The sequence below is a fragment of the Brevibacillus sp. NPDC058079 genome (assembly GCF_042885155.1).
Classification (GTDB): Bacteria; Bacillota; Bacilli; order Brevibacillales; family Brevibacillaceae; genus Brevibacillus.
Map to the genome: position 1 here is coordinate 282147 of NZ_JBHVSO010000003.1, position 24929 is coordinate 307075.

General features: G+C 47.8%; 23 protein-coding genes and 1 riboswitch. Of the genes, 2 read left to right on the forward strand and 21 right to left on the reverse strand.

Translation table 11 applies throughout. The features are described 5' to 3' along the window. Window positions 1–153: 153 nt before the first annotated feature. The 5 genes from ACFVS2_RS11505 to ACFVS2_RS11525 form a co-directional block, all read right to left on the reverse strand. Window positions 154–1950, reverse strand: coding sequence for an ABC transporter ATP-binding protein (locus tag ACFVS2_RS11505; RefSeq protein WP_390233895.1), 1797 nt, complete (start codon window positions 1948–1950; stop codon window positions 154–156). 20 nt (window positions 1951–1970) lie between these two features. Further along, window positions 1971–2495: a hypothetical protein gene (locus ACFVS2_RS11510; RefSeq protein WP_390233898.1), complete on the reverse strand. Its 525-nt coding sequence runs from the start codon at window positions 2493–2495 to the stop codon at window positions 1971–1973. Between the two features lie 79 nt (window positions 2496–2574). Further along, complete coding sequence (locus ACFVS2_RS11515) at window positions 2575–3033, reverse strand: chemotaxis protein CheX (protein WP_390233901.1); 459 nt, start codon at window positions 3031–3033, stop codon at window positions 2575–2577. A gap of 180 nt (window positions 3034–3213) precedes the next feature. Next, window positions 3214–3612 carry a hypothetical protein gene (locus ACFVS2_RS11520; protein ID WP_390233903.1) on the reverse strand — a complete coding sequence of 133 codons (399 nt, stop codon included), beginning with the start codon at window positions 3610–3612 and terminating at the stop codon, window positions 3214–3216. A 70-nt stretch (window positions 3613–3682) separates the two neighbouring features. Beyond that, window positions 3683–7414, reverse strand: a complete 3732-nt coding sequence (locus ACFVS2_RS11525) for a S8 family serine peptidase (RefSeq protein WP_390233905.1) — start codon at window positions 7412–7414, stop codon at window positions 3683–3685. A 189-nt stretch (window positions 7415–7603) separates the two neighbouring features. Here ACFVS2_RS11525 and ACFVS2_RS11530 point away from each other — a divergent pair, with 189 nt between their 5' ends. After that, window positions 7604–8047, forward strand: a complete 444-nt coding sequence (locus ACFVS2_RS11530) for a MarR family winged helix-turn-helix transcriptional regulator (RefSeq protein WP_390233908.1) — start codon at window positions 7604–7606, stop codon at window positions 8045–8047. Between the two features lie 507 nt (window positions 8048–8554). On the opposite strand, the gene sdhB is transcribed toward ACFVS2_RS11530, so the two are convergent. Genes sdhB through ACFVS2_RS11545 form a run of 3 tightly spaced genes read right to left on the reverse strand, consistent with a single transcriptional unit; the run spans window position 8555 to window position 11708 of the window. Then, the gene (sdhB, locus tag ACFVS2_RS11535; RefSeq protein WP_007722466.1) at window positions 8555–9304 is read right to left on the reverse strand and encodes a succinate dehydrogenase iron-sulfur subunit; all 750 of its coding nucleotides are present in this window, start codon (window positions 9302–9304) and stop codon (window positions 8555–8557) included. A gap of 18 nt (window positions 9305–9322) precedes the next feature. Beyond that, window positions 9323–11077, reverse strand: a complete 1755-nt coding sequence (gene sdhA, locus ACFVS2_RS11540; RefSeq protein ID WP_007722462.1) for a succinate dehydrogenase flavoprotein subunit — start codon at window positions 11075–11077, stop codon at window positions 9323–9325. Between the two features lie 19 nt (window positions 11078–11096). Then, complete coding sequence (locus ACFVS2_RS11545; RefSeq protein WP_390233911.1) at window positions 11097–11708, reverse strand: succinate dehydrogenase cytochrome b558 subunit; 612 nt, start codon at window positions 11706–11708, stop codon at window positions 11097–11099. 429 nt (window positions 11709–12137) lie between these two features. Here ACFVS2_RS11545 and ACFVS2_RS11550 point away from each other — a divergent pair, with 429 nt between their 5' ends. Continuing rightward, entirely contained in the window at window positions 12138–12590 is a 453-nt protein-coding gene (locus ACFVS2_RS11550) for a YslB family protein (protein ID WP_390233913.1), read from the forward strand. Window positions 12591–12643: 53 nt separating this feature from the next. Here the strand turns inward: ACFVS2_RS11550 and ACFVS2_RS11555 are convergent, their stop codons facing one another. From ACFVS2_RS11555 to ACFVS2_RS11615, 13 genes are all read right to left on the reverse strand, one after another. Further along, window positions 12644–13885 (reverse strand): aspartate kinase, encoded by a 1242-nt coding sequence (locus tag ACFVS2_RS11555; RefSeq protein WP_173619064.1) that lies wholly within the window; start codon window positions 13883–13885, stop codon window positions 12644–12646. A 230-nt stretch (window positions 13886–14115) separates the two neighbouring features. Then, window positions 14116–14303: riboswitch (Lysine riboswitch) on the reverse strand. Between the two features lie 103 nt (window positions 14304–14406). Next, the gene (gene uvrC / locus ACFVS2_RS11560; RefSeq protein WP_390233916.1) at window positions 14407–16188 is read right to left on the reverse strand and encodes an excinuclease ABC subunit UvrC; all 1782 of its coding nucleotides are present in this window, start codon (window positions 16186–16188) and stop codon (window positions 14407–14409) included. 38 nt (window positions 16189–16226) lie between these two features. After that, window positions 16227–16478 (reverse strand): DUF2164 domain-containing protein, encoded by a 252-nt coding sequence (locus tag ACFVS2_RS11565; protein ID WP_173619066.1) that lies wholly within the window; start codon window positions 16476–16478, stop codon window positions 16227–16229. Between the two features lie 125 nt (window positions 16479–16603). After that, the gene (locus ACFVS2_RS11570; protein ID WP_390233920.1) at window positions 16604–17317 is read right to left on the reverse strand and encodes an ABC transporter ATP-binding protein; all 714 of its coding nucleotides are present in this window, start codon (window positions 17315–17317) and stop codon (window positions 16604–16606) included. 1 nt (window position 17318) lies between these two features. Next, entirely contained in the window at window positions 17319–18080 is a 762-nt protein-coding gene (locus ACFVS2_RS11575) for an ABC transporter ATP-binding protein (RefSeq protein WP_390233924.1), read from the reverse strand. A 1-nt stretch (window position 18081) separates the two neighbouring features. Then, window positions 18082–19053: a branched-chain amino acid ABC transporter permease gene (locus ACFVS2_RS11580; protein WP_173619068.1), complete on the reverse strand. Its 972-nt coding sequence runs from the start codon at window positions 19051–19053 to the stop codon at window positions 18082–18084. Between the two features lie 5 nt (window positions 19054–19058). Next, complete coding sequence (locus tag ACFVS2_RS11585) at window positions 19059–19925, reverse strand: branched-chain amino acid ABC transporter permease (protein WP_173619069.1); 867 nt, start codon at window positions 19923–19925, stop codon at window positions 19059–19061. Between the two features lie 147 nt (window positions 19926–20072). After that, a complete protein-coding gene (locus ACFVS2_RS11590) occupies window positions 20073–21260 on the reverse strand; it encodes an ABC transporter substrate-binding protein (protein WP_390233927.1) in 1188 nt (395 codons plus the stop codon). A 182-nt stretch (window positions 21261–21442) separates the two neighbouring features. Continuing rightward, window positions 21443–21760 (reverse strand): thioredoxin, encoded by a 318-nt coding sequence (gene trxA / locus ACFVS2_RS11595; RefSeq protein WP_007722428.1) that lies wholly within the window; start codon window positions 21758–21760, stop codon window positions 21443–21445. Window positions 21761–21900: 140 nt separating this feature from the next. After that, window positions 21901–22167 carry a hypothetical protein gene (locus ACFVS2_RS11600; protein ID WP_173619071.1) on the reverse strand — a complete coding sequence of 89 codons (267 nt, stop codon included), beginning with the start codon at window positions 22165–22167 and terminating at the stop codon, window positions 21901–21903. 108 nt (window positions 22168–22275) lie between these two features. Beyond that, window positions 22276–23235: an electron transfer flavoprotein subunit alpha/FixB family protein gene (locus ACFVS2_RS11605; RefSeq protein WP_173619072.1), complete on the reverse strand. Its 960-nt coding sequence runs from the start codon at window positions 23233–23235 to the stop codon at window positions 22276–22278. Between the two features lie 20 nt (window positions 23236–23255). Further along, window positions 23256–24023: an electron transfer flavoprotein subunit beta/FixA family protein gene (locus tag ACFVS2_RS11610; RefSeq protein ID WP_390233931.1), complete on the reverse strand. Its 768-nt coding sequence runs from the start codon at window positions 24021–24023 to the stop codon at window positions 23256–23258. A gap of 52 nt (window positions 24024–24075) precedes the next feature. After that, window positions 24076–24849: an enoyl-CoA hydratase gene (locus ACFVS2_RS11615; protein WP_173619073.1), complete on the reverse strand. Its 774-nt coding sequence runs from the start codon at window positions 24847–24849 to the stop codon at window positions 24076–24078. Window positions 24850–24929 lie beyond the last annotated feature (80 nt).

The following is a 24929-nucleotide window of genomic DNA, read 5'->3' on the forward strand; positions in this document are numbered from 1 at the left end:
GTTGGACTTTCCTGCCAATCGCCGTGTGTTGGGACGTGATGTACTGGTATACCTTCAAAGGTAAGGTCAAAACAACACAAGAGGTGAGAGCCGTCACGGTTGTTGTCTGTAAAGCACCCGCTAAGTCTGTTTCTCCAAAGTGATCGCCGTCCTCTACGATCGCAAATCGAATCTGCTCCTCAGATTCAGCAGATGTTTGGGAACATCCGTAACACCTTCTGGGCTGCTCAAAGCACTTTGCTTCTCCCATAGCCTGCTGTAATAGCCCCGCTTTTGCAACAGTTGAAAGTGTGTCCCTTGCTCCACTAGTTCCCCCTGCTCCAACACAAATATTTGATCCATGTCCGTTATGGTCGACAAACGATGTGTCACCGTAATGACAGTCCGATCGCTGGAAAGCTTTGCAAAAGTCTTGTTAATAGAAGCCTCTGAAATGGGATCGAGGGCAGAAGTTGCTTCATCCAGAATGAGTAATGAAGGATTGCGCAGAATCGCTCGAGCAATGGCAAGTCGCTGCCTTTGTCCCCCAGAGAGGTTGCTTCCCCCATCCAAAACAAGTGTTTCGTACTTATCTGGTAGACTCATGATATAGTCATGGATCTCCGCTTGCTGTGCAGCCATCCTCAGCTCATCGGTGGTCGCATCGAGTTTGCCGAGCCGGATGTTTTCCGCTATTGTTCCGTGAAAAAGAAAGTTATCCTGAAAGACGACCCCTACGTGGTTGCGGAAGGCTCCCCGATTACATTCATCGAGCTTTGTGCCGTTTATCTCGATATGACCAGAGCTAGGTTCATAAAAGCCAAGTAACAGCTGAACGATCGTGCTTTTTCCAGACCCGCTGGAACCAACAATCGCAACTTTTGTTCGAGCCGGAATCTGCATGTTGACCTGATTTATAGACAACTGATTTTCCTGATAACCAAACGCAACATTTTTTATGGACACTTCAGTCAAACGCAAATCGGGCTGATCCGCTACAGAATGGTCGACTTTTTCACTCGGTTCATTCAGTACCTTCTGGATTCGCTCCATACTGACTTGTGCATCTGTAATCAGCGGGAGCGTAAAGGTCAGATTAAACACTGCATTCCCCATCGACGTATACATGGTGAAAAAAGCGACAAGTGAACCGACAGAGATTCGCCCGGTGAGTGCCAGATAGGAACCAAAGCCAATGATCGTAAAATTGATAAGTAATAAGCATAGCGCAGGAATTCGTTCCAATTTCGCTGCCATCAAATTTTTGCGATAGTTGCTGACCAACAGCAATTTGAGTCTTTCATTGAATTTATCGATCATGACATCTTGCAGGTTGAAGCCCTTGATAACCATTTGCGCTTTCGTATTTTCCTGAATATCATTCGTCATTGCAGCGAGCTGTTCTTTGTATGCGGCATTGACGGCGTGGGCACGTCGGCCAAGCAAATAAGGACCTGTAAAGACCAAGATTGCTCCCACCAAGATACACAGCGCCATCACCCATTCCAAGTAAAACAACACCATCGTACTAATCGTCACGACCGCCAATGACTGAATACCCGTCGTGAAGAGAATGGCCAACGATCTGTCAATGACAGGCAAATCCACTGAAAAGTGAGAGACCAGTTCGCCCGAACGCGTTTTGTGGAAATAGCTAACCGGCAAATGCTGCATATGCGCAAACAATTTTTGCCGCAAATCATTTTGCACACGTGCATTTAGTTTTGCCAGAACATAATCACTGATAATTCCAGCACTAACACAGATAAACCCGCTAATCGCCAATACGATCATGATGACTGTGAAAACGTGCATATCTTTGGGAACAATCGCTTTGTCAATGATCATCTGGAAACTAAGAGGTGCCAAGGATAAAAAAAGCAGATCGAGTGCAAGTGTGAGGAAAAAAAGGAAACTCAGGTGCTTATAGGGGCGTATGTAGCCAAACAGGTTTTTGATGACGAACAGCATCGTAACGTCTCCTTCTTGGATTAGAAAAATGGTTCATGTTGAAACCTGGCTGCATAGGATTGCCAAGCCAAAAACGATGCGCGATATTCATCCAATGGACCATTTGCCGTTTCCACAGAAGCTACTCGTTCTGCAATCTTGCTAAACAATTTACGTAAAGAGTCGTCCGAGGAAGTCCAGAATCGAAACTCCTTCACGTCTTCCTCCATATAGGCGATATATTCGGTTACATACTGAAGGGCATGCAAAAAAAGGCGACTGCTGCGATACTGTTCTAAAAAATAGGCCACCTGAATTTGAACGATATGCTTGTCTTCGTACTGATTTTCACCTGTCCCGTAAATGTACGAAAAGGCACCGATCACTTCATCGTCATCGTTGAAGCAAAGAAATGCTTTCCCCTCCATTAAAACGGGACTCGCCAGAAAACTGAGCGTCACAGGAAAGGAATAGGGCATGCGAAGCTGGTCGTAGTTTTCCAATAAAAAGGCCATGTATTTCTCATAATACATCTCAGCTGAACAGATCGAGAAGTAATGATCCATCTCTTTCCATCCCTCCTTTGAATGATGGTGTGTGGCTACGTATCCTTCACAAAAAAGACGGCCATTAGATTAGCCGCCTCTATCTTATCACAATAATTTGAATATCCAGTCTGCCCATGTCATGAAGATCGAGCGGTGCAATCAATGCTGTCCCTGCCATGTCTTTCAAGTCATGTTGGTGTAAAAATAAGGGCGGGGTAATGTCTACAAGAACACCTCGATTGGACAAAAGCGTACTCGCATTCCCGGAAATCATGTTCCCCAACTCGGAAATGGCACTTTTTCCGAGCTCATCCATCTCTTGCACGGGGTAACCGCCCATCATGGCCGAGACAATGCGCAAAGCCAATTCCTCTTGCAGACCGAAAAAGACCTCACCCTGTAATTGACCTGTCATTCCGATTCGAATCCATGTATGGCCTTCTACATGGCTCCATTCTCTTTCAGCTAACTCTCCACGCGAAATGTCGACATTGCATACTTGTTGAATCACGGACGAAGCTGATTCAAGAAATGGATCAAGGTACTGGACTATCATCTGCGTTCTCTTCCTTTCCCGGGCAATTCACTCTCAGAGGTTGTTCAAAAAGTCGTCTTTTGATCACGTAGTAGTACTGGAAGCCTATTCGACATCGAAAGAGGTGCTAAAAAGACGACTTTTTGAACACGCACTCGTATAGGAATATCATAATGTCGATTTTTGGCAGACGCAATAGGATTACGAAAACTTTATAGGCATAAGGTCACGGAAGCATGGTGTACCAGGAAAATAATCCTCTACTTTTGTCTCATGACGAAAGGTATAGATGGCCGTGCACGTTCGCAAGTCTAATATTTCTACTCCGATCTCATGCTTACTCAATTGCCACATCGGAAGCTGGACTCGATCAAAGGCAAAAACAGTATCTCCAAATGCCAAGCATTCCTGTATACAGCGGACAGCATCGTACTGTTCGTCGGCCTCAAGCAAATGAACGGGCTCCAAACCGAATTGTTCGATCAGATGAATACGATCCCACAATTGCTCTGCCCCACGCTTCCTTCTGGCGGTCCTTCTTGGTGATAGCACAGGGTACTCTCTCGTAACATATTCCCACATGATCCCGTGGTAAAACATCGAATGGAATCCTCCCACAAAAATTTGGCCCGACAATAGCCTTTTCTCTGCTACTGACGGGCCTGCTACTCTATTTTTTCTTACCGACGACGTTCATCTCCGCCCGGGCTTCCCTACCCAGTGCATCAGTAGCAACAACCGTCAATTTTTGCTTGCCTTCCTCTACCTCATGAAGCACCAAGCGAAATAGCCCACGATCATTCGCGTTGGTCTGAAAGCTTTTTGATCCATAGTTGATTTGAAGGTTAACAGCACCAGCACCTGTCACTTTCCCTTCGATGGGCAGTGCTTCACCTTCCTGCCCTTCTAGCTGTTTGTTCGGTAGCTGGATCGTCGGAGCTGGCACTGTTCGCGCCTTGTAGGATATACGCTGCTCCCCATTGCTTATGACGACCGACCCTGAATTGGCATCGACATACGCATACACCAGCAACATACTTTGATTACCTGCACCGTCTTTGCCTTCAAGCAAAATACGATTTTCTCCCTGCTTCATACTCAAAATTTGCGTTACGTATTTTTGGGCAGGAATTTCCAATTGCTCTTCTTCAAAGTAGGACACGATTTGCCCATTGATACTTACCTGACCTTTATATGTTTGATCTCTGTACATGAAGCGGACTGGAACCAGCATATTCTTAGTTGCTGCATCGAACTGGACGTCTTCGCTGCCATCGTTTAACAATTGCAGTGTTGGAGGACTCGTATCGACGATGACCCGCTGCGTGAATTGGCGCTTGTTTCCATACATATCCATTGCACTGTACATCACATAATTGAGACCTTCCGTTAATCGCAGGATCGTTTCAAATGATCCATCCGTCGCCAGCTTTACAGGCGTTTTGTTAATCGACAAGCGGACTCTGTCCATCATATCCTCGCCTGTTACTTTGCCCCTGAAGGCTACATCCGGCTGCTTGGATATTTTCAGATAAGGAAACAAATCATCCGGGAACTCCACAAATGGCGGAGTGCTGTCACTTTTCCCGTTAATATGCGCCACACTGATGTTCCCTGCATAATCATACGCTACCACACTCATTTTTTTATCCGGCTGATTAATGAGTGTGCTGGACACTTTTGGAGAATAGGGACCGCCTACCCTTTTGCCGTTTACATAGAGGAAATAGGCTTGGATATCTTTATCGCGGCTGCTCCACTGAACCCGGTTTCCTGACACAGAAGCTGTAATCACAGGAGCTTTTGTATCCACGCGGATGGGGAGTGTCATTGATTGCCAATTTGCATTGCGGTCGTCTATTTTGGCCTTAATGGAGAATTGGTACTGTCCATCAGGTGCCTGTATATAGGCGCCTTTTTGTGGTGAAAAGATCTTTCCATCCCAGCTCCACGCTTCCTTTTCCGTATAATAGTATGGCGTCCCCAGCTTGGATTGGTCGTACTTGCTCACCTTTTCATCACGCACAAGAGTGCGAATCGGCTTGCCTGACTGGTCTGTTACTTCGACGATAATATGACGGGCATTGCGCAAAAAAGTAATCGAAGGAGCAGCAACATCGTAATGCCCATCCCCGTTTGGCGAAAAGGCAATATGATTGGGGTCGACTTTCGCACCGCCATCGGCTTTGACACCTGTAACACCTAGATAATCCCGATAGCGCCATTTGTCATTGCGTTTATCGTGATACCAGCTCGTCTTGACACCTGTTCGTTTTTCCTGACTTTCTGCCTCCCATACGGGCTGATCCATAATCCTTGGTTCATCCCAGTCGCCGTAGAAGCCATAAAACGACGTGCGCAACGTTGGCAGCTCCTTATCATCTGGTTGAAAGGAAATAAATCCTTCTGCAAATTGATTGCGTGCTGAGCCTTTCGGAATCGTGAGCGTTACCTTCACTTCCTCTAACTTCCCCGGCGCAACGGTAATCTTAGGAGCGGAAAATTGCAATTCTGCCCCCTCGAAAAGGGTATCGGTCAGCATGTTGATCCCATTCTTGCGCAAGTCAGTCATCACACCAAACTCATTTTGCAGCTGATACGTAATGGGCTTTTTGCCAAACTTGTTATTAATGAATAGAGAAAAGGTCGTTGAATTCCCAATCTCTCCCAACGAGACACCTGCTTTTCCTTTTGCATTCACAACAATGGCTGGCGTCTTGATCGCTTTTGCGATTTGCATCAGTCCTGCCCCTTGAACCCGTGGGCTGTAAGGAACTTTTTTTGCTTTCTCTTTATCCGCTGCGGGTACGCTGATTTGCGGATCGATAATCGGTTCTGCTGTATTCATCGCCGCCGCCTTTAACGTATCGACAAGCGATCTGCCTTGCAGGTTCCGCCCTTGCTTGAGATAGCCTTGCTTCAGCAAAGCCATCCCGCCTGCCACATGTGGCGTTGCCATTGACGTACCACTTTTCACGGCATATTCAGACTCTCGCGTGAGTGACAAGATGCCCCCACCTGGAGCTGCAATCTCCGGCTTGAACTGCAAATCAGGGGTTGGTCCCCATGACGAAAAGGCCGAGATCGTTCCTCCGTCTGGATAAGGCATTGGATTTTGTCCATATTCACCGTTAAAGGAGACCGTCACTTTCTTGCCTTTTTTAATCGCTTGTGCCATTTGCTCTCCCATGTGCTTTAAGACAGAAACAGCCGGGATTTGTTTGGCATGCTCTGCACTGATAATGAGTGGTCCCATTTCATTGTTGTAGATGATTGCACCAACTGCTCCTGCTTCTTTGGCAAGGCGCAGCTTATCGTCGAATGAAATGTCGCCTCGCTCGAGCAATACCACCTTATCTTTTACGGAAACATTGTAGTCTTCCTTCTTCCCTTTCCCCATATAGACAAGCGGATACGGCTTCATCAGTGTCATGACTGGGTTTATTGCCCCCCCGCCTTCCACGTATCCCGATAAATACACGACTTTCTCCATACTGGGTACCCCTTGCACCGTGAAGCTATAGCCAGCAAGTGCTGTAGCATTGACAGAAGCAACTGAAAACGCATCAGGACTCAAGCCTGGAGAACCGATCATGGCGATATCCGGATTCTGTGCTCGTACCTTATCACTGCCGAAATACGCATCATTACCCGCGGCTGCCACTACTACGATCCCATTATCGACTGCTCGCTTTACTGCCATTTGCTCCACATTGGTTTCATCCACATAGCCCGCTGAGGAACCGAGACTCAAGTTGATGACATCTGCTTTTTTCGTAATGGAATCATTGATCGCAAATAAAATCGATTCACCTAGCCCAGGAACTTCGCTTTGATAATTGGAAAATACTTTTTGGCTGAGGAGCTGGGCTTCAGGAGCAACCCCTTTTACTTTTCCGTTCGCACCAATAATTCCCGCCACATGGATACCATGCTGAGATTCCGATACGTCTTCCGTTGTTTGCGTACGATCAGCCCAGTTAAAGCCAGGGATCACCTTCTGGGAAGAGCCTGACTTTTGCATGGCTGAACGCTTATCATGCGGGGCAGGCAAATCGGGATGGCGCGGATTGACGCCCGTATCGATCACAGAAACGAGCATCCCTTCCCCTTTTACCCCCGATTCCTCCCAAGCCTTAGTCGCCTCAATCATTTCCAGCGAATCGACAGGCGCGGATTTTAATTGCTCACCTCGCAGTAGCAGTTCTTGCCGTTGCCATTCATCTGCCTTTGTTTTATATTCCTTGTCCACCTTGCCTGTATGTAATGGCTCGTGCATTTCCGCGAGATCCTGCAAAATCTGCGTACGAATGGTCGCCGTTCCTTCAAACGCTGTTGTGCTGACAGTCGTTGCGGGAAGCAAAGCCAATATCAATCCAATGCTGCATACCTTTTTCTTCATCGTTTGCCCCCTTGCTGGAAGTCATTCCATTATGTTTTCAGTTTTCACTAGGAATCGCTTGGGTATTCCCTTCTTTTCGCAAAGGTTGACAAACGAAGTATTTTCAGCCTATATTTAAGTGCGTTAAATATTACATATCAAATATTCCCGATAACGAAGAAATAGATCAAATAAGGAGAAGATACGAGCATGCCCTCCCCCTTAACAGATACGCTTGAGCGCCTGCAGGAGGCGTTTCGTACCATTATGCGCACGATGGGAACGCAATTAGCCGAACCTGTCTCTGGTTTAACTGGCCCGCAATTTTACATTCTTCATCAGTTGGAACAGAAGGAAAAATGCACCGTTGGAGAATTGGCTGAATCAATGGGGGTCAAACCGAGCGCAATCACAGCGATGGTCGACCGTTTGGATAAACACGGCTTCGTCGCCCGTGATCGTGATGAGGAAGATCGCCGAGTGGTTTACATCAGCTTGCGCGATTCTGGCAAAAAAATTCTGCAAGTAGCCAAGCAGAATCGGAGAGAAAAGCTAAATAAAATGTTCTCTCACCTCAGCGAAGATGAACTCCAGCACTTCGTCCTCATTTTTGAAAAGCTGGCGATGGCGGCGGTCATCGAGACGAGTGAATAAACTCCTTGTGCGTTGCTGTTGTGGTGGGGAGAAAACAGGAGAAAACGCTCAGCTTCTAGGGCCACCCCCTAGGGGATTGACTGCACGACTCCATGCAAAAAGCGAAACCGCGTCCAAAGTGGTCCTTTCAGGATGCTTCTCAGAGGTGGACGCTTAAGAACGTGTTTCGCTTTTTGCATTGCGTCTCGGTCGGTGTACCAAAGATCTTCGCTTTTTTCTCCTGTTTCTTCTACGATCTTTCCATGTGATCCGATTTTTTAAATCCTTCAAAGAATGAAATACCTCATCTGTTACGACAGAGAAGAATATTTCCTGGCGTAGCGACTTGTGGAGTCCTACCGAGCGGACAGTCTTATCCCCCAGCAGGACGGAGCCTGGAGCCTAGCCTGGAAATATTCTTCTCTCCACTACAGCCACATATAAAGAAAGCACTTAAACAAACTTTTCTAAACTGAAAAAAGGCGTGCATTCCGGATCACCGGTGCACGCCTTTTCTATTGCAAACAATTAGGAGAAGAAGAACTTCTTCACTGCATGTTTGGTTGTTTCTTTGTTCATGTGAGCGATCGAGGTTGTCAGCGGAATGCCTTTTGGACATGCTTGTACGCAGTTTTGCGAGTTACCGCAATCACCGATACCGCCATCTTCCATCAGGGCTTCCAGACGCTCATGCTTGTTCATCATACCCGTTGGATGCTGGTTGAACAGACGAACCTGCGAAATCGCGAACGGACCGATGAACTCAGCCTTTGCATTCACGTTCGGGCAAGCTTCCAAGCAAACACCGCACGTCATACACTTCGAAAGCTCGTACGCCCATTGACGCTCAACTTCCGGCATGCGAGGACCAGGTCCCAGATCATGCGTACCATCGATCGGAACCCACGCTTTTACGCGTTTCAGCGCATCGAACATGCGGCTGCGGTCAATCGACAAGTCACGTTGTACAGGGAAGGTGCTCATTGGCTCAAGACGAATCGGCTGTTCCAGTTTATCAACCAGTGCCGAGCACGCTTGGCGCGGTCTTCCGTTAATAACCATCGAGCACGCACCGCATACTTCTTCCAAGCAGTTCGATTCCCAGTTTACTGGAGACGTTTTTTGACCTTGTGCGTTGAGTGGATTACGTTGAATCTCCATCAAAGCACTAATCACGTTCATACCAGGACGGTAAGGGATTTTGAACTCTTCCTTGTACGGAGTGCTGTCAGGGCTATCTTGACGAGTGATAATCAAATGAATCAATTTTTCTGCCATGATCAGTTTCCTCCTCTCTTATTTCTTGTCAGACGTATAGTCACGTTTACGTGGTGCGATCAGGGATACGTCGATGTCTTCATAGTAGATTTCAGGCGCAGTCGTTTCAGCATTGTACTTCGCCATTGTCGTCTTCATGAAGTTCTCGTCATCACGCTCAGGGAAATCAGGCTTGTAGTGAGCACCGCGGCTCTCGTCGCGCTTGAGAGCACCGATCGTGATCGCGCGGGACAGTGCGAGCATGTTCCAGAGATGACGGGTAAACGCAGCACCAGAGTTGCTCCATTTATTTGTATCGTTGATGTTGATTTTCTTGTAGCGTTCCATCAGTTCAACAATCTTATCATCCGTTTTTTGCAGACGGTCGTTGTAACGTACTACCGTTACGTTGTCAGTCATCCACTCACCCAGTTCCTTGTGGATCAGGTAAGCATTTTCTGTTCCGTCCATTTTCAGGATGCTGTCGTATTTCGCTTGCTCTTGGCTAGCAAAGCCGTCGAAGAGCGTGGAAGACAGATCATCAGAGGATTTGTTCAAGCCTTTGATGTACTCGATTGCTTTTGGACCTGCTACCATACCGCCATAGATCGCGGACAGGAGGGAGTTCGCACCCAAACGGTTTGCACCGTGCTGAGAGTAATCGCACTCACCTGCTGCAAACAGACCAGGGATATTGGTCATTTGGTTGTAGTCTACCCACATACCGCCCATGGAGTAGTGAACCGCAGGGAAAATCTTCATTGGAACTTTACGTGGGTCATCCCCAACGAATTTTTCGTAAATCTCGATAATACCGCCCAATTTTACATCCAGTTCTTTTGGATCTTTGTGGGACAGGTCGAGGTATACCATGTTTTCGCCGTTGATACCCAGCTTCATATCTACGCAAACGGAGAAGATTTCGCGAGTCGCGATGTCACGCGGAACCAGGTTTCCGTATGCAGGGTATTTATCTTCCAGGAAGTACCAAGGCTTACCGTCTCTGTACGTCCATACACGGCCACCCTCACCACGAGCAGACTCGGACATCAAACGCAGCTTGTCGTCGCCAGGGATTGCAGTTGGGTGAATTTGGATCATCTCACCATTGGAGTAGATAACCCCTTGTTGATACGCCGCAGACGCTGCTGTACCTGTATTGATAATCGAGTTCGTCGATTTACCGAAGATGATACCAGGTCCGCCTGTTGCCAAAATAACGGCATCCGCACGGAAGGATTGAATTTCACCGGAACGCATGTTTTGCGCAGTAATCCCGCGACAGGTTCCTGTATCGTCCAAAACGGCTCCGAGGAAATCCCAATATTCGTACTTGGTTACCAGACCTTCAGCTTCATAACGGCGTACTTGTTCGTCCAATGCGTACAAAAGCTGTTGTCCAGTGGTCGCACCCGCAAAAGCGGTACGGTGATGTTTGGTTCCCCCGAAACGACGGAAGTCCAACAGACCTTCTGGCGTACGGTTAAACATAACGCCCATACGGTCCAACATATAGATGATGCCAGGTGCTGCATCGCACATTGCTTTAACTGGCGGTTGGTTTGCCAAGAAGTCTCCGCCATATACTGTATCGTCGAAGTGCTCCCATGTGGAGTCGCCTTCCCCTTTGGTATTTACCGCACCGTTAATACCGCCCTGCGCACAGACAGAGTGGGAACGTTTTACCGGAACCAGGGAGAACAGCTGAACAGGAACGCCTTTTTCTGCTGCTTTGATGGTAGCCATCAAGCCGGCCAAACCTCCACCGACAATGATCAGTTTACCTTTTGCCATGTGTTTTGTCCCCCTATCCCTACAAAATGAAAGCCGACATCGCACGCAAGCCGATGAAGGTTACAATTACGAATACGCCCAAAGTCAGGAATGTTGCAATGCGTTGGGAACGCGGCCCAACTGTAATTCCCCAGTGAACCAGGAACGACCACAGTCCGTTGGAGAAGTGGAAAGTCGTGCTAATAATCCCGATTGTGTAGAATACGATCATTGCAGGACTGCTCAAAATGTTTGCCATCATGTCATAATCCACGTGTGCACCCAGTGCTTTTTGGATACGGGTTTCCCAAACATGCCAAACAATAAAAATGAGGGTAATGACTCCTGTAACGCGTTGCCACAAGAACATTTGGTTTCGGAAGTAACCGAAGTTCCCTACGTTATGCTTCGCTTGGAACGCAATGTAGAGACCGTAAACTGCGTGAAACAGGATCGGGAGGTAGATCAAGGCAAATTCAAGTACTAACAGAAATGGAAGGTTTTCAATGAAGCCTACTGCCTGGTTGAAAGCTTCAGGTCCACGAGTCGCTTGATAGTTGGCGGTCAAGTGGAACACGAGGAAGAGCCCGATCGGAAACAAACCAAGAAGTGAGTGTAGCTTGTGACTGAGAAAGCTATGGCCTTTCGCCATACAATGGTCCCCCTTTCAATGTATGTAACTCTCAATTCTGTGAAAAACGTCAAGCATCACCGCAAGCGGTCCAAAACGGTTTTCGTCCGTTTTGATAGACCTTTCCCCAATATCCTAACCCATTGCCTCACCCATTAGACATAGCAAAACCGCCACGATCATTTTATGAAGAGCATCTTGACGCTGTTCACAAAAAGACTGCGTTTGCTAGATCATATGAATTTGTCGGAATGTGTCAAAATTCGAGAAAAAGTTGGGCAAAACTTTGACCAAATCCAATTGTACTCTTGTCGACACAGAGCGTCAAGACAATCAATGTACTAAATACATTGATAGAATAACTTTGTTTAGTCTAGCTATTTTTTCTATTAAGATGTCATAAATGTGAGCCCCTCCTCATAATCTAGTACAGACAGGAGGGAGGCACATATGAAAGAGAAGGATCAGCTTGCAGCACTGTTGCCGCCGGAGACCATTCCCTATGCGGAAAGAATGAACATGCCCTATCTTGGCTATCATCTTCTACGCGAAACGCTGACCAGCACCCTGCTAGGTGATAGTGAAAACCATATTCTCTATTGGATAGGAAAAAATATGGGCCGCCAAATCCCCATCCAATCTGCAACTGGCCCGATTATGCCTTTTATTCGGCTCGGATTAGGCCAACTAGACATCGTGGAGGAGACCAGGCAAACTATCGTCTATTCGCTCACTCATTCTATTTTTAGCTATCAGTCTATAGAGAGACTAGGATGTAGTCTTTCTTTTGAGGCTGGGATCATAGCTGGTATGATTGAGCAGTGGAAAGCAAGAGAAGCGTTTAGCAAAATCGAAATGGAAAGCCCTTCAGACATACGTATATCTGTACAAGTAGCGTCATGAAGAAAATGCCCCCTCTACCTGTAACAAAGGGAGAGGGAGCATCCATCCATGTTTTATACTCCGTGCACGACCGCGGTTTCCTCGACATCCAGACCATATGCCGAATGAAGACTGCGAACAGCCAGCTCCGTCAAAGCTGCGGGAATAACGCAAGAAACCTTGATATCAGACGTAGATACCATTTTAATAGAAATTTCTTTTTCTGCCAGGACGCGGAACATTTCGGCAGCTACCCCTGGATTGTTGATCATACCTGAGCCAACAATTGATACCTTGGTCAAGCCTTCCTCGAAATCGACTTTTTCAAAGCCAAGCTCGGTTTTGTTTCTGTCCAGCGTATCCAGTGCTTTTTTCAGATCATCCGCTGCAACGGTAAAAGAAATGTTCGTAACAGACGCATCATAGGAGCTTTGGATAATGATATCGACGTTCACCTGATTGTCCGCCAACGTATTAAACAAACGGGAGAGCGTCCCGACCTTGGCAGGCATGCCGACAACCGTAATTTTGGCTACATCTTCATCGTGTGCAACTCCACTTACTACTCTTCCTGTTTCCATGTTGGCAACCTCCTCAACGTACGTACCATCTTCGGCAGTAAAGCTGGAGCGGACGACCAGCCTTACCTTGTATTTTTTCGCAGCCTCTACTGACCTTGGATGAAGAACCCCTGCACCGAGGTTCGCCAGCTCCAGCATCTCATCATACGAGATCGTATCCAGCTTGCTCGCAGCTGGAACCATTCGCGGATCAGCTGTGTATACCCCGGACACGTCCGTAAAGATTTCGCATTTCTCAGCGTTCAAGCTCGCTGCGAGTGTAACCGCAGATGTATCCGATCCACCGCGGCCGAGCGTCGTAATTTCACCTTCGTCACTGATCCCTTGGAATCCTGCCACAATCACCACACGACCACGGCCGAGCTCGGATTGAATCCGCTCTGGATCAATCTGCTTGATCCGTGCTCTTCCGTGAATCGCCTCTGTGGTAATTCCAGCCTGCCAGCCCGTCAGAGAAATGGCGTCGTAGCCTTTTGTATGCAAGGCCATCGACAAAAGCGCGATCGATACCTGCTCCCCCGTGGTCAGCAGCATATCCATTTCACGCTCGGATGGGTATGCGCTAATCTGCTTGGCCATGTCTACCAATACGTCAGTAGATTTCCCCATTGCAGAAACAACGACTACCACATCATGCCCTTCCTCTTTGTAGCTGATAATTCGATCCGCAACTCGTAAAATTCGCTCAATGGTACCTACAGAGGTGCCTCCGTATTTCTGCACGATCAACCCCATGCGGCTTCTCTCCCTTTTCTCATATCCAATGTTGGTATTTATCTCGTATCGTATGGTTTTTCACTATTCTCTCTATAAGGAAAAGTCTTACATTTTTATTTTACAAAAAAGGCACCGACAAGGAATAAGACCTGCCGCTGCCTATTGTTTCGACATACCGGTTCCTCCCTCCCAATACACGCGGACAACGAAGATTGACAGTAAACACCATCAAAACTCACATTGACACACCGTGAGATAGCTCTCCATCTGACAATTGGTCATTGTACAGATGACAGTCCTGCATTTGTTCAACGCAGACCCAGCATGGAGAAAAGCGGGTTTCCCTCCACACTTCGGCGAATTCCCCTTTCCCGTCCCCTTCACAGATACCCGATCTCAGGGTGGTACTCTTGGTTTTCGCGCCTCTACCTCACTCCATAATGGAAGTGAGGCTAACTATTCTGTTTGAATCGGATTATATCATGAGTCTAAAAATGGATCAATTCCTTTTTAAGAGGATGTTCCAAAAGTTACATTTGCTATGTGTCCAGCTTGCGCAGATGCCCGATGATTTCTTTTGCCAGCTTGTCGCCGATCCCTAATTGGCGGAAGTCTTCTACCGTCGCCTCTCGCATTTTTTTCAGCGAGCCAAAATGAGAGAACAACAGCTTGCGTCGCTTCTCACCGATACCCGGGATCTCATCTAATTGCGAAGAGAGCATCGTTTTCGTCCGGGATTGTCTGTGGAACGTAATAACAAAACGGTGGACTTCATCTTGGATGCGCTGCAACAAATAAAACTCATAGCTATCACGCCTAAGATTTACAGGCTCTGGCGGATCTCCGTACATGAGCTGAGCAGTGCGGTGCTTCTCATCCTTCGCGAGTCCACAGACGGGAATATAGAGACCCAGCTCGTTTTCCAGCACGTCCATAGCGGCACTGATTTGACCTTTTCCACCATCGATCACAATCAGGTCGGGCATCGGCTGGTTTTCTTTCAGCAGACGAGAGTATCGACGGAGAACGACTTCGCGCATGGAGCCGTAATCATCTGGTCCCTCGACGGTTTTGATCTTGAATTTGCGGTACTCCTTTTTGTCAGGGCGGCCGTCTGTAAACACAATCATCGCAGACACAGGCTCTGTTCCCTGAATGTTGGAGTTGTCAAACGCTTCAATTCGATGAGGAACCGGAATCCCTAAAATGTGACCGAGATTGTGTACCGCTTGGACCGTACGAGCATCGTCCTTGGACATCAGCGCGAACTTCTCCTGCAAAGCAATACGGGCGTTCTCGGAAGCCATGTTCACGAGCTCATGCTTTTTGCCTCTTTTGGGAGCGTGGACTTTGATGCCCAGCCACTCACTCAAAAGCTCCGGTTCACTCTCTTGCGGGAGCAAAATTTCTTTTGGCAGCGCATTTTGCTTGTCGTAGTAGAACTGGCTCACATAAGACATGAAGTCTTCGGTTTCGCTACCGTAGTATGGAAAGGAAGTCGTCTGACGCTCGATCATCTTCCCTTTTCGCATATAGAACACCTGAATGCACATCCAGCCTTTTTCCACAGCAAACCCGATAATGTCGCGGTCTACCGTATCAGCGAACGTGATCTTCTGCTTCTCCATCACCGCTTCGATGCTCTTGATCTGATCGCGATATTCCTTGGCGCGTTCGAACTCCATGTTTTCTGCGGCTTGCAGCATTTTTTCCGTGAGAGTTTGCTTCATTGCATCATGGCCACCATCGAGGAACCGGCTGATTTCATCCACCAAACGCTGATTTTCCTCTGCCGATACCTCGTACACACAGGGCGCTAGACATTGTCCCAAATGGTAGTAAAGACAAACCTGCTTGGGCATATTGCGGCATTTGCGCAACGGATAGAGGCGATCCAGCAGCTTCTTCACCTCGGAGGCATCTCCGGCATTCGGATACGGACCGAAATACTTGGCTTTATCTTTTAATACCTTACGGGTAATCTCCAGGCGAGGCTGCGCCTCATTCGTAATTTTGATGTACGGATACGTCTTGTCGTCGCGGAGCATGACATTGTAACGCGGATCGTGCTCTTTGATCAGGTTGCACTCGAGGATGAGCGCCTCAATCGCTGAGGATACCACAATGTACTCAAAGTCCACGATCTCACTGACCAACAGCTGCGTCTTCCCGTTATGACTGCCTGTAAAATAAGAGCGGACGCGGTTTTTCAGAACCTTGGCTTTTCCTACGTAAATGATTTCCCCGCTCGCATTTTTCATCAGGTAGCAACCTGGCTTATCTGGAAGGACGGCCAGTTTATCTTTTAAGGAGCTGTTCATGGCTGCTCCCTCCTCTTTGCTCTATATCTGCCTTGTATCTATTTGTTCTTGTGGATTGGCTTTTCCAATACATACAGTTCATCTTCTAAGGAACTCATTCGTTCCATCAGCAGCTTGCGGCTGTCTTGTACCCCTTGATTGTAATAGAAGGGGCCGAGCTCTTTTGAGAAAAAGGCAATCAACTCTTCCGTCTCCAAATTGCCGAGTGTCTCCGACCGTTCTTCTATAAAATAGCGCTGTACTTGATGAACAAGATATTCCATTTGCTCTCTCGTCAATTTGGTTGGCATCGTATCCAGCTTCCTTCCCTTTTTCGCATCATAAGAGAATATACGTTCTACCCTTCATAGTACCATGGAATCAATACGAAAAAAACTGCCGCCTCATTCCATAGCGACAGTTTTTTATAGGTAGACTAGTGCTTGCGACCGCCCAAATATGCTTCTTTTACACGCTCGTCGTTTAACAATGATTCTCCTGTGCCGTCCAATACGATTTGCCCTGCCTCCAGTACATACCCGTAATCAGCGATTTTGAGGGCCTGTTTGACATTTTGCTCTACAATGAGGACGGTTGTACCTTCCGCATTGATTTCTTTGATCACCTTGAAAATGTCCGCCACTACGATGGGAGCCAAGCCCATCGACGGCTCATCCAAAAGTAACAGCTTCGGTCGAGACATCAATGCGCGGGCAATGGCTAGCATTTGCTGCTGACCGCCAGACATCGTCCCTCCCAATTGAGAAAGCCGTTCCTTGAGGATAGGGAACCAGGTCATCATCTTTTCCATGTCGTCCTTGATTCCTTGTGCATCGTTGCGCTGGAATGCACCCATCTCCAGATTTTCCAGCACGGTCATCTTCCCGAGGATCGCACGCCCTTCTGGTACCAAAGCCAGTCCAGCTTTTACGATCTGATGAGGTCTCGAACCCTCTATACGTTGACCACAAAACGTAATCGTCCCTGCTTCAGGCTTCAGTTGACCTGCGATCGTACGCATGGTTGTGGTTTTGCCCGCTCCGTTTGCCCCGATTAGCGAGACGATTTTGCCCTCAGGCACTTCCAACGTGATCCCACGAATTGCCTTGATTTGACCGTAGGAGGTCGTCAAGTTTTGTATGTTCAGCATCTTATTCGTCCTCCTTGCCGAGGTAGGCTTCAATCACATCTGGATTGTTTTGTACCTCTGCCGGGGTGCCGTCAGCAATTTTGACCCCAAAGTTGATACATACGACCTTTTCACACAGGTTCATGACCAATCCCATATCATGTTCGACCAACAGGACCGTCGTCCCGTCATCGCGAATTTTTTTGACCAGCTCCATGAGCGCTTTTGTCTCAGTCTCGATCATTCCGGCAGCAGGCTCGTCCAAAAGTAAAAGCTTTGGCTCAGTAGCCAGTGCCCGTGCAATCTCCAGGCGCCGTTGTTGACCGTAGGCCAAAGTATCCGAGCGCACATCTGCAATGTCAGACAAGCCTACGAATTCGAGAAGCTCCTCTGCTTTTTTGGTAACCGCCTTTTCTTCCGCACGTTGTCCGGGTGTTTTCAAAAGGGATGCCCAGAAGCCCGCCTTCATGCGCGAATGGCAGCCTACCTTCACGTTGTCCAGCGCACTCATGTGACCGAAGAGGCGAATATTTTGGAACGTCCTCGCAATCCCCATTTCGGTAATTTTGTTCGGCGCTATTCCATTTAGCTTTTGTCCGGCAAACGAAAAAGTACCCGTCGTTGGTTCGAATATACCCGTTGCCATATTGAAAATGGTCGTTTTCCCCGCACCATTCGGTCCGATCAAGCCGACAATTTCGCCCTCTCTGACGGAAAAAGAAACGTCACGAAGAGCGGTGATGCCGCCAAAGCTTTTTCCTACGTTCGCAAGTTCCAGCAACATCCTATACTCCCCCCTTCGCTTCCTTATCCGATGACTTGCCCCGACGACGCTTGAACAGCTTTTGGAACGTATCGGCACCGATCAAGCCATGCGGGCGGAACGCCATTACACCGACCATGATCAAACCGTACATGAGCATTTTGTACTCGGCCAAACCACGCAGTACCTCTGGCAATGCCGTGAGAACCAAGGCACCAAACAGCGGCCCCCATACGACTTCGCTGCCTCCGATCACGGCATAAGACAGAATTTCTACAACTTTATGGTAGTTAAAATCATCTGGCGTAATGGTCGTCGTAATGTGAGCGAACAATCCTCCACACACCCCTGCCAAAATTGAACCGATCACAAAAGCAAGCATTTTATAATAGTTGACTTGCAATCCCATCGCTCGTGCCGCCGTTTCATCTGCTTTGATCGCTTCAAAAGCACGCCCGAGACGCGAACGGTTCAAACGCAGCGTCAGGAAAAGAACGAAGGCAAACAGGAGTAGCATAAACACAAAGGTCGATAATGACTTCATTTGCATGACCGAAATGCCAAAGGTTTGTGCTTTTAACCCCATTGCTTTTTCAAAATCGTACAAGTAATTGCCAATCGATTGAAGTCCGGTCAATCCGAGGGCGCCATTCGTAATTTCCATATTAAGAAAAATAACGCGGATCACTTCACCAAAGCCAAGCGTAGCAATAGCCAGGTACAAGCCATGGAGCTTCAATGTCGGAGCACCGATCAAGAGTGCAATCAGCCCCGCCGCTAGTCCTCCGATTATGATGGCGATAAACAGAGGCATGTCCGCTTGCTTTGTCAAAATACTCGCCGTAAAAGCACCAATGCTCATAAACCCCGCATGGCCCAAGGAAAGCTGGCCCGTCGAGAGCGTAATGTAAATACTGATCGCTAAAATACTGTTTAACAAGATAAAAGTCAGTACCTGTAAGTTATATGGATTGAGAATGTCCAATGTCTGCACCTCCCTTACGCTTTGCGTCCAAATAGTCCTTCCGGCTTCAAGAGCAAAATGAGAATGATCAAGCCAAAAGCAACCGCATCCCGATACGACGAGTCTCCGTACGCGACGGTAAACACCTCGATAATCCCGAGCAATACGCCACACACCATGGCTCCAGGAATGCTGCCTACTCCGCCTAATATCAAAACAGCCAAACCTTTGAAGCCAAGCGTCATCCCCATCGTCGGAATGAGAGCAGAGTACGCCATCCCGATCAATATTCCGGCGACGCCTCCCAATGCCGAAGCAAGCATAACGGTCACGACAATGACCATGTTCGTGTTAATCCCCAAAAGATTTGCCGTATCCGTATTTTCAGCCGTCGCGCGAATGGCTTTTCCCATTTTCGTTTTTTGAATCCAGAAATGCAGGACAAACATCAGCAACACAGAAATCCCCAAAATAACGAGATCGACGCTGCGAATTTGAATGAGCCCCAAGTCAAAAGTGGTATCCCCAAAGGATTGTGGGAACGCACGGGAGTCAGCACCGAAAAACTTGTGCATGGCTTCCTCCATCAAAATGGCAAATCCGATCGTACTGATCAAGGATGCCAGATGGGGTACATTTTTTTTACGAAGGGGGCGAAGCGCTGTATACTCCAGCACGAGACCCAAAATGGCCGATATCACGATCGCCACGATCAGCGCTACCCCTAAAGGCATATTCAGGCTGGTCATCAATACCAAGCCAACCAGTGATCCAAAAATAAAAATTTGGCCGTGTGCCATATTAATGATTCCCAAGACACCAAAAATGAGCGTATAGCCCAATGCAATCAATGAATAAGTGCTACCAACTGTCAAACCGTTGACTAATTGCTGCCAAAACAAATGCCTCACCTCACTGTTAAGTGGTTAACATCCAACGATGATTGAGTTATTCTCGCTGGATCAGCAAGCGAAGAACTTCATCTGGTACTTTCTGATCCAGCGAGATAACTATAGAAAAAGAAGCCCGGAGCGACCCCGGGCACGATCCTATTCAAACGGGACGAATTTGCCTTCTTTTGCGACAACGACAACCGCATCACCAATCGGATTGCGTTTCTCGTCAAAAGACAGTTTGCCGGATACACCCGTGAAGTCTTTCAGCTGAGCCAATTGTCCACGCAACTCTTCGCGATCTGCTTTTCCTGCGGCAAGCAGTGACTGCGACATGATATACAGCGAGTCGTATGCTTGGGCAGCGAACTGGTCAGGCTTTTTGTTATATTTGGCTTCGAATGCTTTTACGAAGGCTTGTACTTTATCATCTTTCTTTTCAGGGCTGAATGGTGTCGCAACGATTAAGCCTTCAGCAGCTGGACCTGCAATTTCAAAAACTTTCGGATTATTAAAACCATTTCCACCAAGAATTGTCCCTGTAAAGCCCAGCTCACGTGCTTTTTTCACAACCATAGAGCCTTCTTTGTACAAAGCGGACACTAGCAAAGCATCTGGGTTTGTTTGCTTCAGCTTGGTCAATTGTGCCGAGAAGTCCACATCTCCATTTGCGAAAGTCGCTTCACTGGTAATCTCCAAGCCTAGCTTCTCAGCCGTTGCTTTCATGACCTTGTAGCCATTCACGGAGAAGTCATCGTTGGAAGCATGGATGAGTGCTACTTTTTTCAATCCATTTTTCTCAACGGCTGCTTTCATAGCTGTCGGGATCGCAATGGATTCAGGCAAAGAATTGCGGAACACGTACTCCCCGATATCATTGATTCCTTCTGAAGTGTTGGAGATACCAAAAATCGGGGTTTCCGCCTCGTTTGCAACAGGTCCTGCTGCAAACATTTCACCGGAAAGCGTCGGTCCGATGATCGCTACGACATTATCCTGATTAATCAGTTTATTTACCGCATTAATCGCGCCTTCTTTTTCTCCGGCGGAGTCTTCAAACTTCAATTCGATCTTGAGCTTGCCTTTGTTCGCTTCATTCAGCTCGCCCAACGCCAGCTCCAATCCTGCTTTTTGTGCTTCTCCATAGGCTGCGCCAGATCCTGAGAGGAAACCAACGACACCGATTTTTGCTTGAACCTCTTGTCCATCGGCGCTAGCTGCTTGTCCAGAGCCACCTTCTCCTGCTGCAGGAGCACTTGTATTTCCTCCGCTCGAACATCCGACCATCAATACCGCCCCTAGCGAGATCGCCGCCAGCGAGCGCATCAAATGAAATCCCTTCATTAGAAAAGCCCCCTCTATTTTCGAAATAAATTGAATACAAGAAGTTTAATCAAAGTATTCTAAAAACGCAATTATTTTCGCTCAAGTAAACTTAATTTTTTGACAAACGATCGTTCAGAATTCCGCATCTAACCATAAAAAAAAGCGGCACATTACATGCCGCTTTACTCATTGCATTGCTCTTACAGATGTTTGCCTACAGTTGCCATGAGCGCTTCTTTTGGTTGGAAGCCGATCACTTTGTCAACTGGTTGACCGTCTTTGAATACGATCAGCGTTGGGATGGACATTACGCCAAAACGACCAGCAGAATCTGGGTTGTCATCCACGTTTACTTTGACGATTTTGAGCTGGGAACCCACTTCACCGTCGATTTGCTCCAGTACAGGAGCGATCATTTTGCAAGGGCCGCACCATGGAGCCCAGAAGTCAACCAGGACTGTACCGCCTTGCTCTACTTCCTGGGAAAAGTTTTGGTCGGTAGCATTTACAATTGCCATAGAAGTTACCTCCTTGAATTTCAATTACTAAATAAAGGTTCCTAACGGTTATCAGTATATCATTCAAACAACAAATTGACTACGCCGCTCCACACTTTGCCCTGCACTTCTCGCTATAGTCTGTCCAGTCTGGCCGCACCTTATTGCCCGACTTGTTTGATCCGGTTGATCTCCCGTTCGTGGTCACTAACTTTCCGATGCAGCAGATCAAGGTCTGCATCGATATGTTTATTTTGGCGTTCCACTCTGTCTAAACGGCGCGTAGCGTCATCGCGGAATTCGTACATCTCATCCCGAAAATCATACATTTCTTTCTTAAACTCGCGTAGCTCCTCCTGCGTTTCTTTAACCAATCGGTTATTCTCCGCCACCATGTGTATCAGTTGTTGCAAAAGCTGTTCGCTCATCCCGCTCACCTCTCCATACTGCCTATTATACCAAGCAAGGAAAGAATAAAGTAAGCCTTGCGGACAAAAAAAGCGCCCCAAAAGGAGCGCCTTGTTACTGTCTTTCTGTTACACCAATACTTTTTTAAACTCTGCCGTCAGCAATGGCAGCACTTCGAACAAGTCACCTACGATACCGTAATCAGCCACTTGGAAGATTGGCGCTTCCGGATCTTTGTTGATGGCTACGATGACTTTCGAGCTGGACATACCAGCTAAGTGCTGAATCGCTCCCGAAATCCCGCATGCGATATACAGATCAGGTGTAACAACCTTACCTGTCTGTCCGATCTGCATGGAGTAATCGCAATAGTCTGCGTCGCAAGCGCCACGAGATGCACCAACAGCTGCACCGAGTACTTCCGCCAGATCGTACAACGGCTGGAAGCCTTCTGCACTCTTCACTCCGCGTCCACCGGAAATCACGACTTTTGCTTCGGAAAGATCTACTTTGCCGCTTGTTTTTCTTACAACATCTTTTACGATCGTGCGCAAATCCTTGATATCCAATTCAACTGGTACCACCACTGCCGTTTTCGAAGGGTCAGCAGCGCCGATGGCAATGTTGTTTGGACGAATCGTAATAAATGTTGTTCCATCAACGAATTTGCGTGATTGCGTCGCTTTTCCTGCATAGATCGGGCGAACGAAGACAGGGCCCGCTTCTACACTTGTTACGTCCGAAACCAGACCATAACCGAGTCTCGCTGCTACGCGAGGTGCGATATCACGACCGATCGCGGTGTGACCCAAAACAACTGCGTCTGGAGAAGCCAGTTCAATCAACTGCGCGAGTGCCTGCACATACGCATCTGGCGTGTACTGTGCCAACGCTGTATGATCAGCCGTATATACCGTGCTCGCACCGTGATGACCCAATGTCACTGCATGCGTTGCTGCATTTGCTCCGAATACACCTGCTACGATTTCGCCGCCCTCAGCCAATGCTTGTGCTGCAGTCAATGCTTCCAGCGACACGTTGCGAAGTTGTCCGTCACGTACTTCTGCCAATACAAGTACTTTTTTCATGGATATCCTCTCCCTCTCGCTTAGATCACTTTCGCTTCATTGCGCAACAGTTGCACCAATTCCGACGTTTGAGCTGCCAATTCGCCAGAGAGAATGCGACCCGCCTGCTTTTTCGGAGGCAATGTCTGATCGACGATTTCTGTCTTTGCTTTTACCTCATCCGCAGTAATTCCCAAATCGTCTGCGCCGAGTCTATCCAATGGTTTTTTCTTCGCTTTCATAATACCTGGGAGAGAAGGATAGCGCGGTTCGTTGAGTCCTTGCTGAGCCGTAATCAAAACAGGAAGGCTCGTCTCCACAACTTCCAGGTCCCCTTCTACATCGCGCTCTAAGCGTACGTTCGTCCCGTCCACCTCTAGCTTCACAGCAGTCGATACATGGTTAATTCCCAGTTCTTCTGCCAGACGAGGACCGCCTTGGCCAGCCCCGGAGTCTACAGCCATTTGTCCACCAATGATGATATCGAAGCCAACCTTTTTCGCTACTGCAGCCAATACTTTGGCGATCGTGAATTCGTCTCCGAACAGAGACTCGTCATCCACCAAAACAGCCTTGTCTGCTCCCATTGCCAAAGCAGTGCGCAGTGCACTTTCCGCACGGTCTGGGCCGACGCTGATTACGGTTACTTCGCCGCCGTGATCTTCCTTGAGCTTGATCGCCTCTTCTACAGCGTACTCATCGTAGGGATTAATGATGAATTCAACGCCATCTTCGGAAATTTGTCCGTTTTGGATGACGATTTTTTCTTCTGTGTCAAACGTTTGTTTCAACACAACCACGATATTCATCAGGATGCCTCCTCCTTAGTGGTACCTCATACTTGTGAAGCTATATGCTTAACTACCGATCTGCGAATTGCGGCTTGCGCTTCTCGAGAAAAGCAGTCACGCCTTCTTTTACGTCCTCCGTCGCAAATGCATCGCCAAATAGCTTTGCTTCTTGCTCCAAGCCTTGTGACAACGAAAGCTCCGTTGTGTTATGGATGGACGCTAGGGCAAGCTTCAGGGTAATCGCGCTCTTACTTGCGAAAACAGCCGCCAGCTTTTGCGCTTCTGCAAGCAACTGCTCTACGGGATAAACCGCTTCCACAAGACCGATACGCAGAGCTTCCTCGCCACCGATCATCTCAGATGTAAGAATCATTTGTGTCGCTTTGCCACGACCAACCAGACGTGGTAGACGTTGCGTACCACCGTAGCCAGGAATGAGTCCGAGATTCAACTCAGGCAGCCCGAGTTTGGCTTCAGGTGCTGCAAAGCGGATATGGCATGCCAACGCAAGCTCCAATCCTCCCCCAAGGCAAGCACCGTTAATTGCTGCAACGATTGGCTTCGGGAACGTTTCCAAGCGATTGAACAATGCTTGACCCTTCTTCGCCAGTTCTTCCGCATTATCCCGATTCAGTTGGGTAAATTCTTTGATGTCCGCTCCTGCAATGAAAAACCGACCTTCGCCAGTCAAAACGATTGCTTTGATTTCATCGTTATTTTCCCACTGGTCCAAAAGTTCACTCAATTGACCGAGTACTGCTTGACTGAGTGCGTTAGCAGGCGGGTTGCTAATCGTAACCGTAGCAACGCGATCAACGATTTCTACATTCCAATGCGACGCCATTCCTCTCCCCCCAAACTCTCCCCATATATAAAAACAGCTACTTTTTAATCCGAGCGATCGCTCAGTCTTACTGTTTCCAT

Coding starts and splice junctions, on each gene's coding strand:
- ACFVS2_RS11505 (WP_390233895.1), bottom strand. CDS start 1,950: ATGCTGTTCGTCATCAAAAACCTGTTTGGCTACATACGCCCCTATAAG.
- ACFVS2_RS11510 (WP_390233898.1), bottom strand. CDS start 2,495: ATGGATCATTACTTCTCGATCTGTTCAGCTGAGATGTATTATGAGAAA.
- ACFVS2_RS11515 (WP_390233901.1), bottom strand. CDS start 3,033: ATGATAGTCCAGTACCTTGATCCATTTCTTGAATCAGCTTCGTCCGTG.
- ACFVS2_RS11520 (WP_390233903.1), bottom strand. CDS start 3,612: ATGTTTTACCACGGGATCATGTGGGAATATGTTACGAGAGAGTACCCT.
- ACFVS2_RS11525 (WP_390233905.1), bottom strand. CDS start 7,414: ATGAAGAAAAAGGTATGCAGCATTGGATTGATATTGGCTTTGCTTCCC.
- ACFVS2_RS11530 (WP_390233908.1), top strand. CDS start 7,604: ATGCCCTCCCCCTTAACAGATACGCTTGAGCGCCTGCAGGAGGCGTTT.
- sdhB (WP_007722466.1), bottom strand. CDS start 9,304: ATGGCAGAAAAATTGATTCATTTGATTATCACTCGTCAAGATAGCCCT.
- sdhA (WP_007722462.1), bottom strand. CDS start 11,077: ATGGCAAAAGGTAAACTGATCATTGTCGGTGGAGGTTTGGCCGGCTTG.
- ACFVS2_RS11545 (WP_390233911.1), bottom strand. CDS start 11,708: ATGGCGAAAGGCCATAGCTTTCTCAGTCACAAGCTACACTCACTTCTT.
- ACFVS2_RS11550 (WP_390233913.1), top strand. CDS start 12,138: ATGAAAGAGAAGGATCAGCTTGCAGCACTGTTGCCGCCGGAGACCATT.
- ACFVS2_RS11555 (WP_173619064.1), bottom strand. CDS start 13,885: ATGGGGTTGATCGTGCAGAAATACGGAGGCACCTCTGTAGGTACCATT.
- uvrC (WP_390233916.1), bottom strand. CDS start 16,188: ATGAACAGCTCCTTAAAAGATAAACTGGCCGTCCTTCCAGATAAGCCA.
- ACFVS2_RS11565 (WP_173619066.1), bottom strand. CDS start 16,478: ATGCCAACCAAATTGACGAGAGAGCAAATGGAATATCTTGTTCATCAA.
- ACFVS2_RS11570 (WP_390233920.1), bottom strand. CDS start 17,317: ATGCTGAACATACAAAACTTGACGACCTCCTACGGTCAAATCAAGGCA.
- ACFVS2_RS11575 (WP_390233924.1), bottom strand. CDS start 18,080: ATGTTGCTGGAACTTGCGAACGTAGGAAAAAGCTTTGGCGGCATCACC.
- ACFVS2_RS11590 (WP_390233927.1), bottom strand. CDS start 21,260: ATGAAGGGATTTCATTTGATGCGCTCGCTGGCGGCGATCTCGCTAGGG.
- trxA (WP_007722428.1), bottom strand. CDS start 21,760: ATGGCAATTGTAAATGCTACCGACCAAAACTTTTCCCAGGAAGTAGAG.
- ACFVS2_RS11600 (WP_173619071.1), bottom strand. CDS start 22,167: ATGAGCGAACAGCTTTTGCAACAACTGATACACATGGTGGCGGAGAAT.
- ACFVS2_RS11605 (WP_173619072.1), bottom strand. CDS start 23,235: ATGAAAAAAGTACTTGTATTGGCAGAAGTACGTGACGGACAACTTCGC.
- ACFVS2_RS11610 (WP_390233931.1), bottom strand. CDS start 24,023: ATGAATATCGTGGTTGTGTTGAAACAAACGTTTGACACAGAAGAAAAA.
- ACFVS2_RS11615 (WP_173619073.1), bottom strand. CDS start 24,849: ATGGCGTCGCATTGGAATGTAGAAATCGTTGATCGCGTTGCTACGGTT.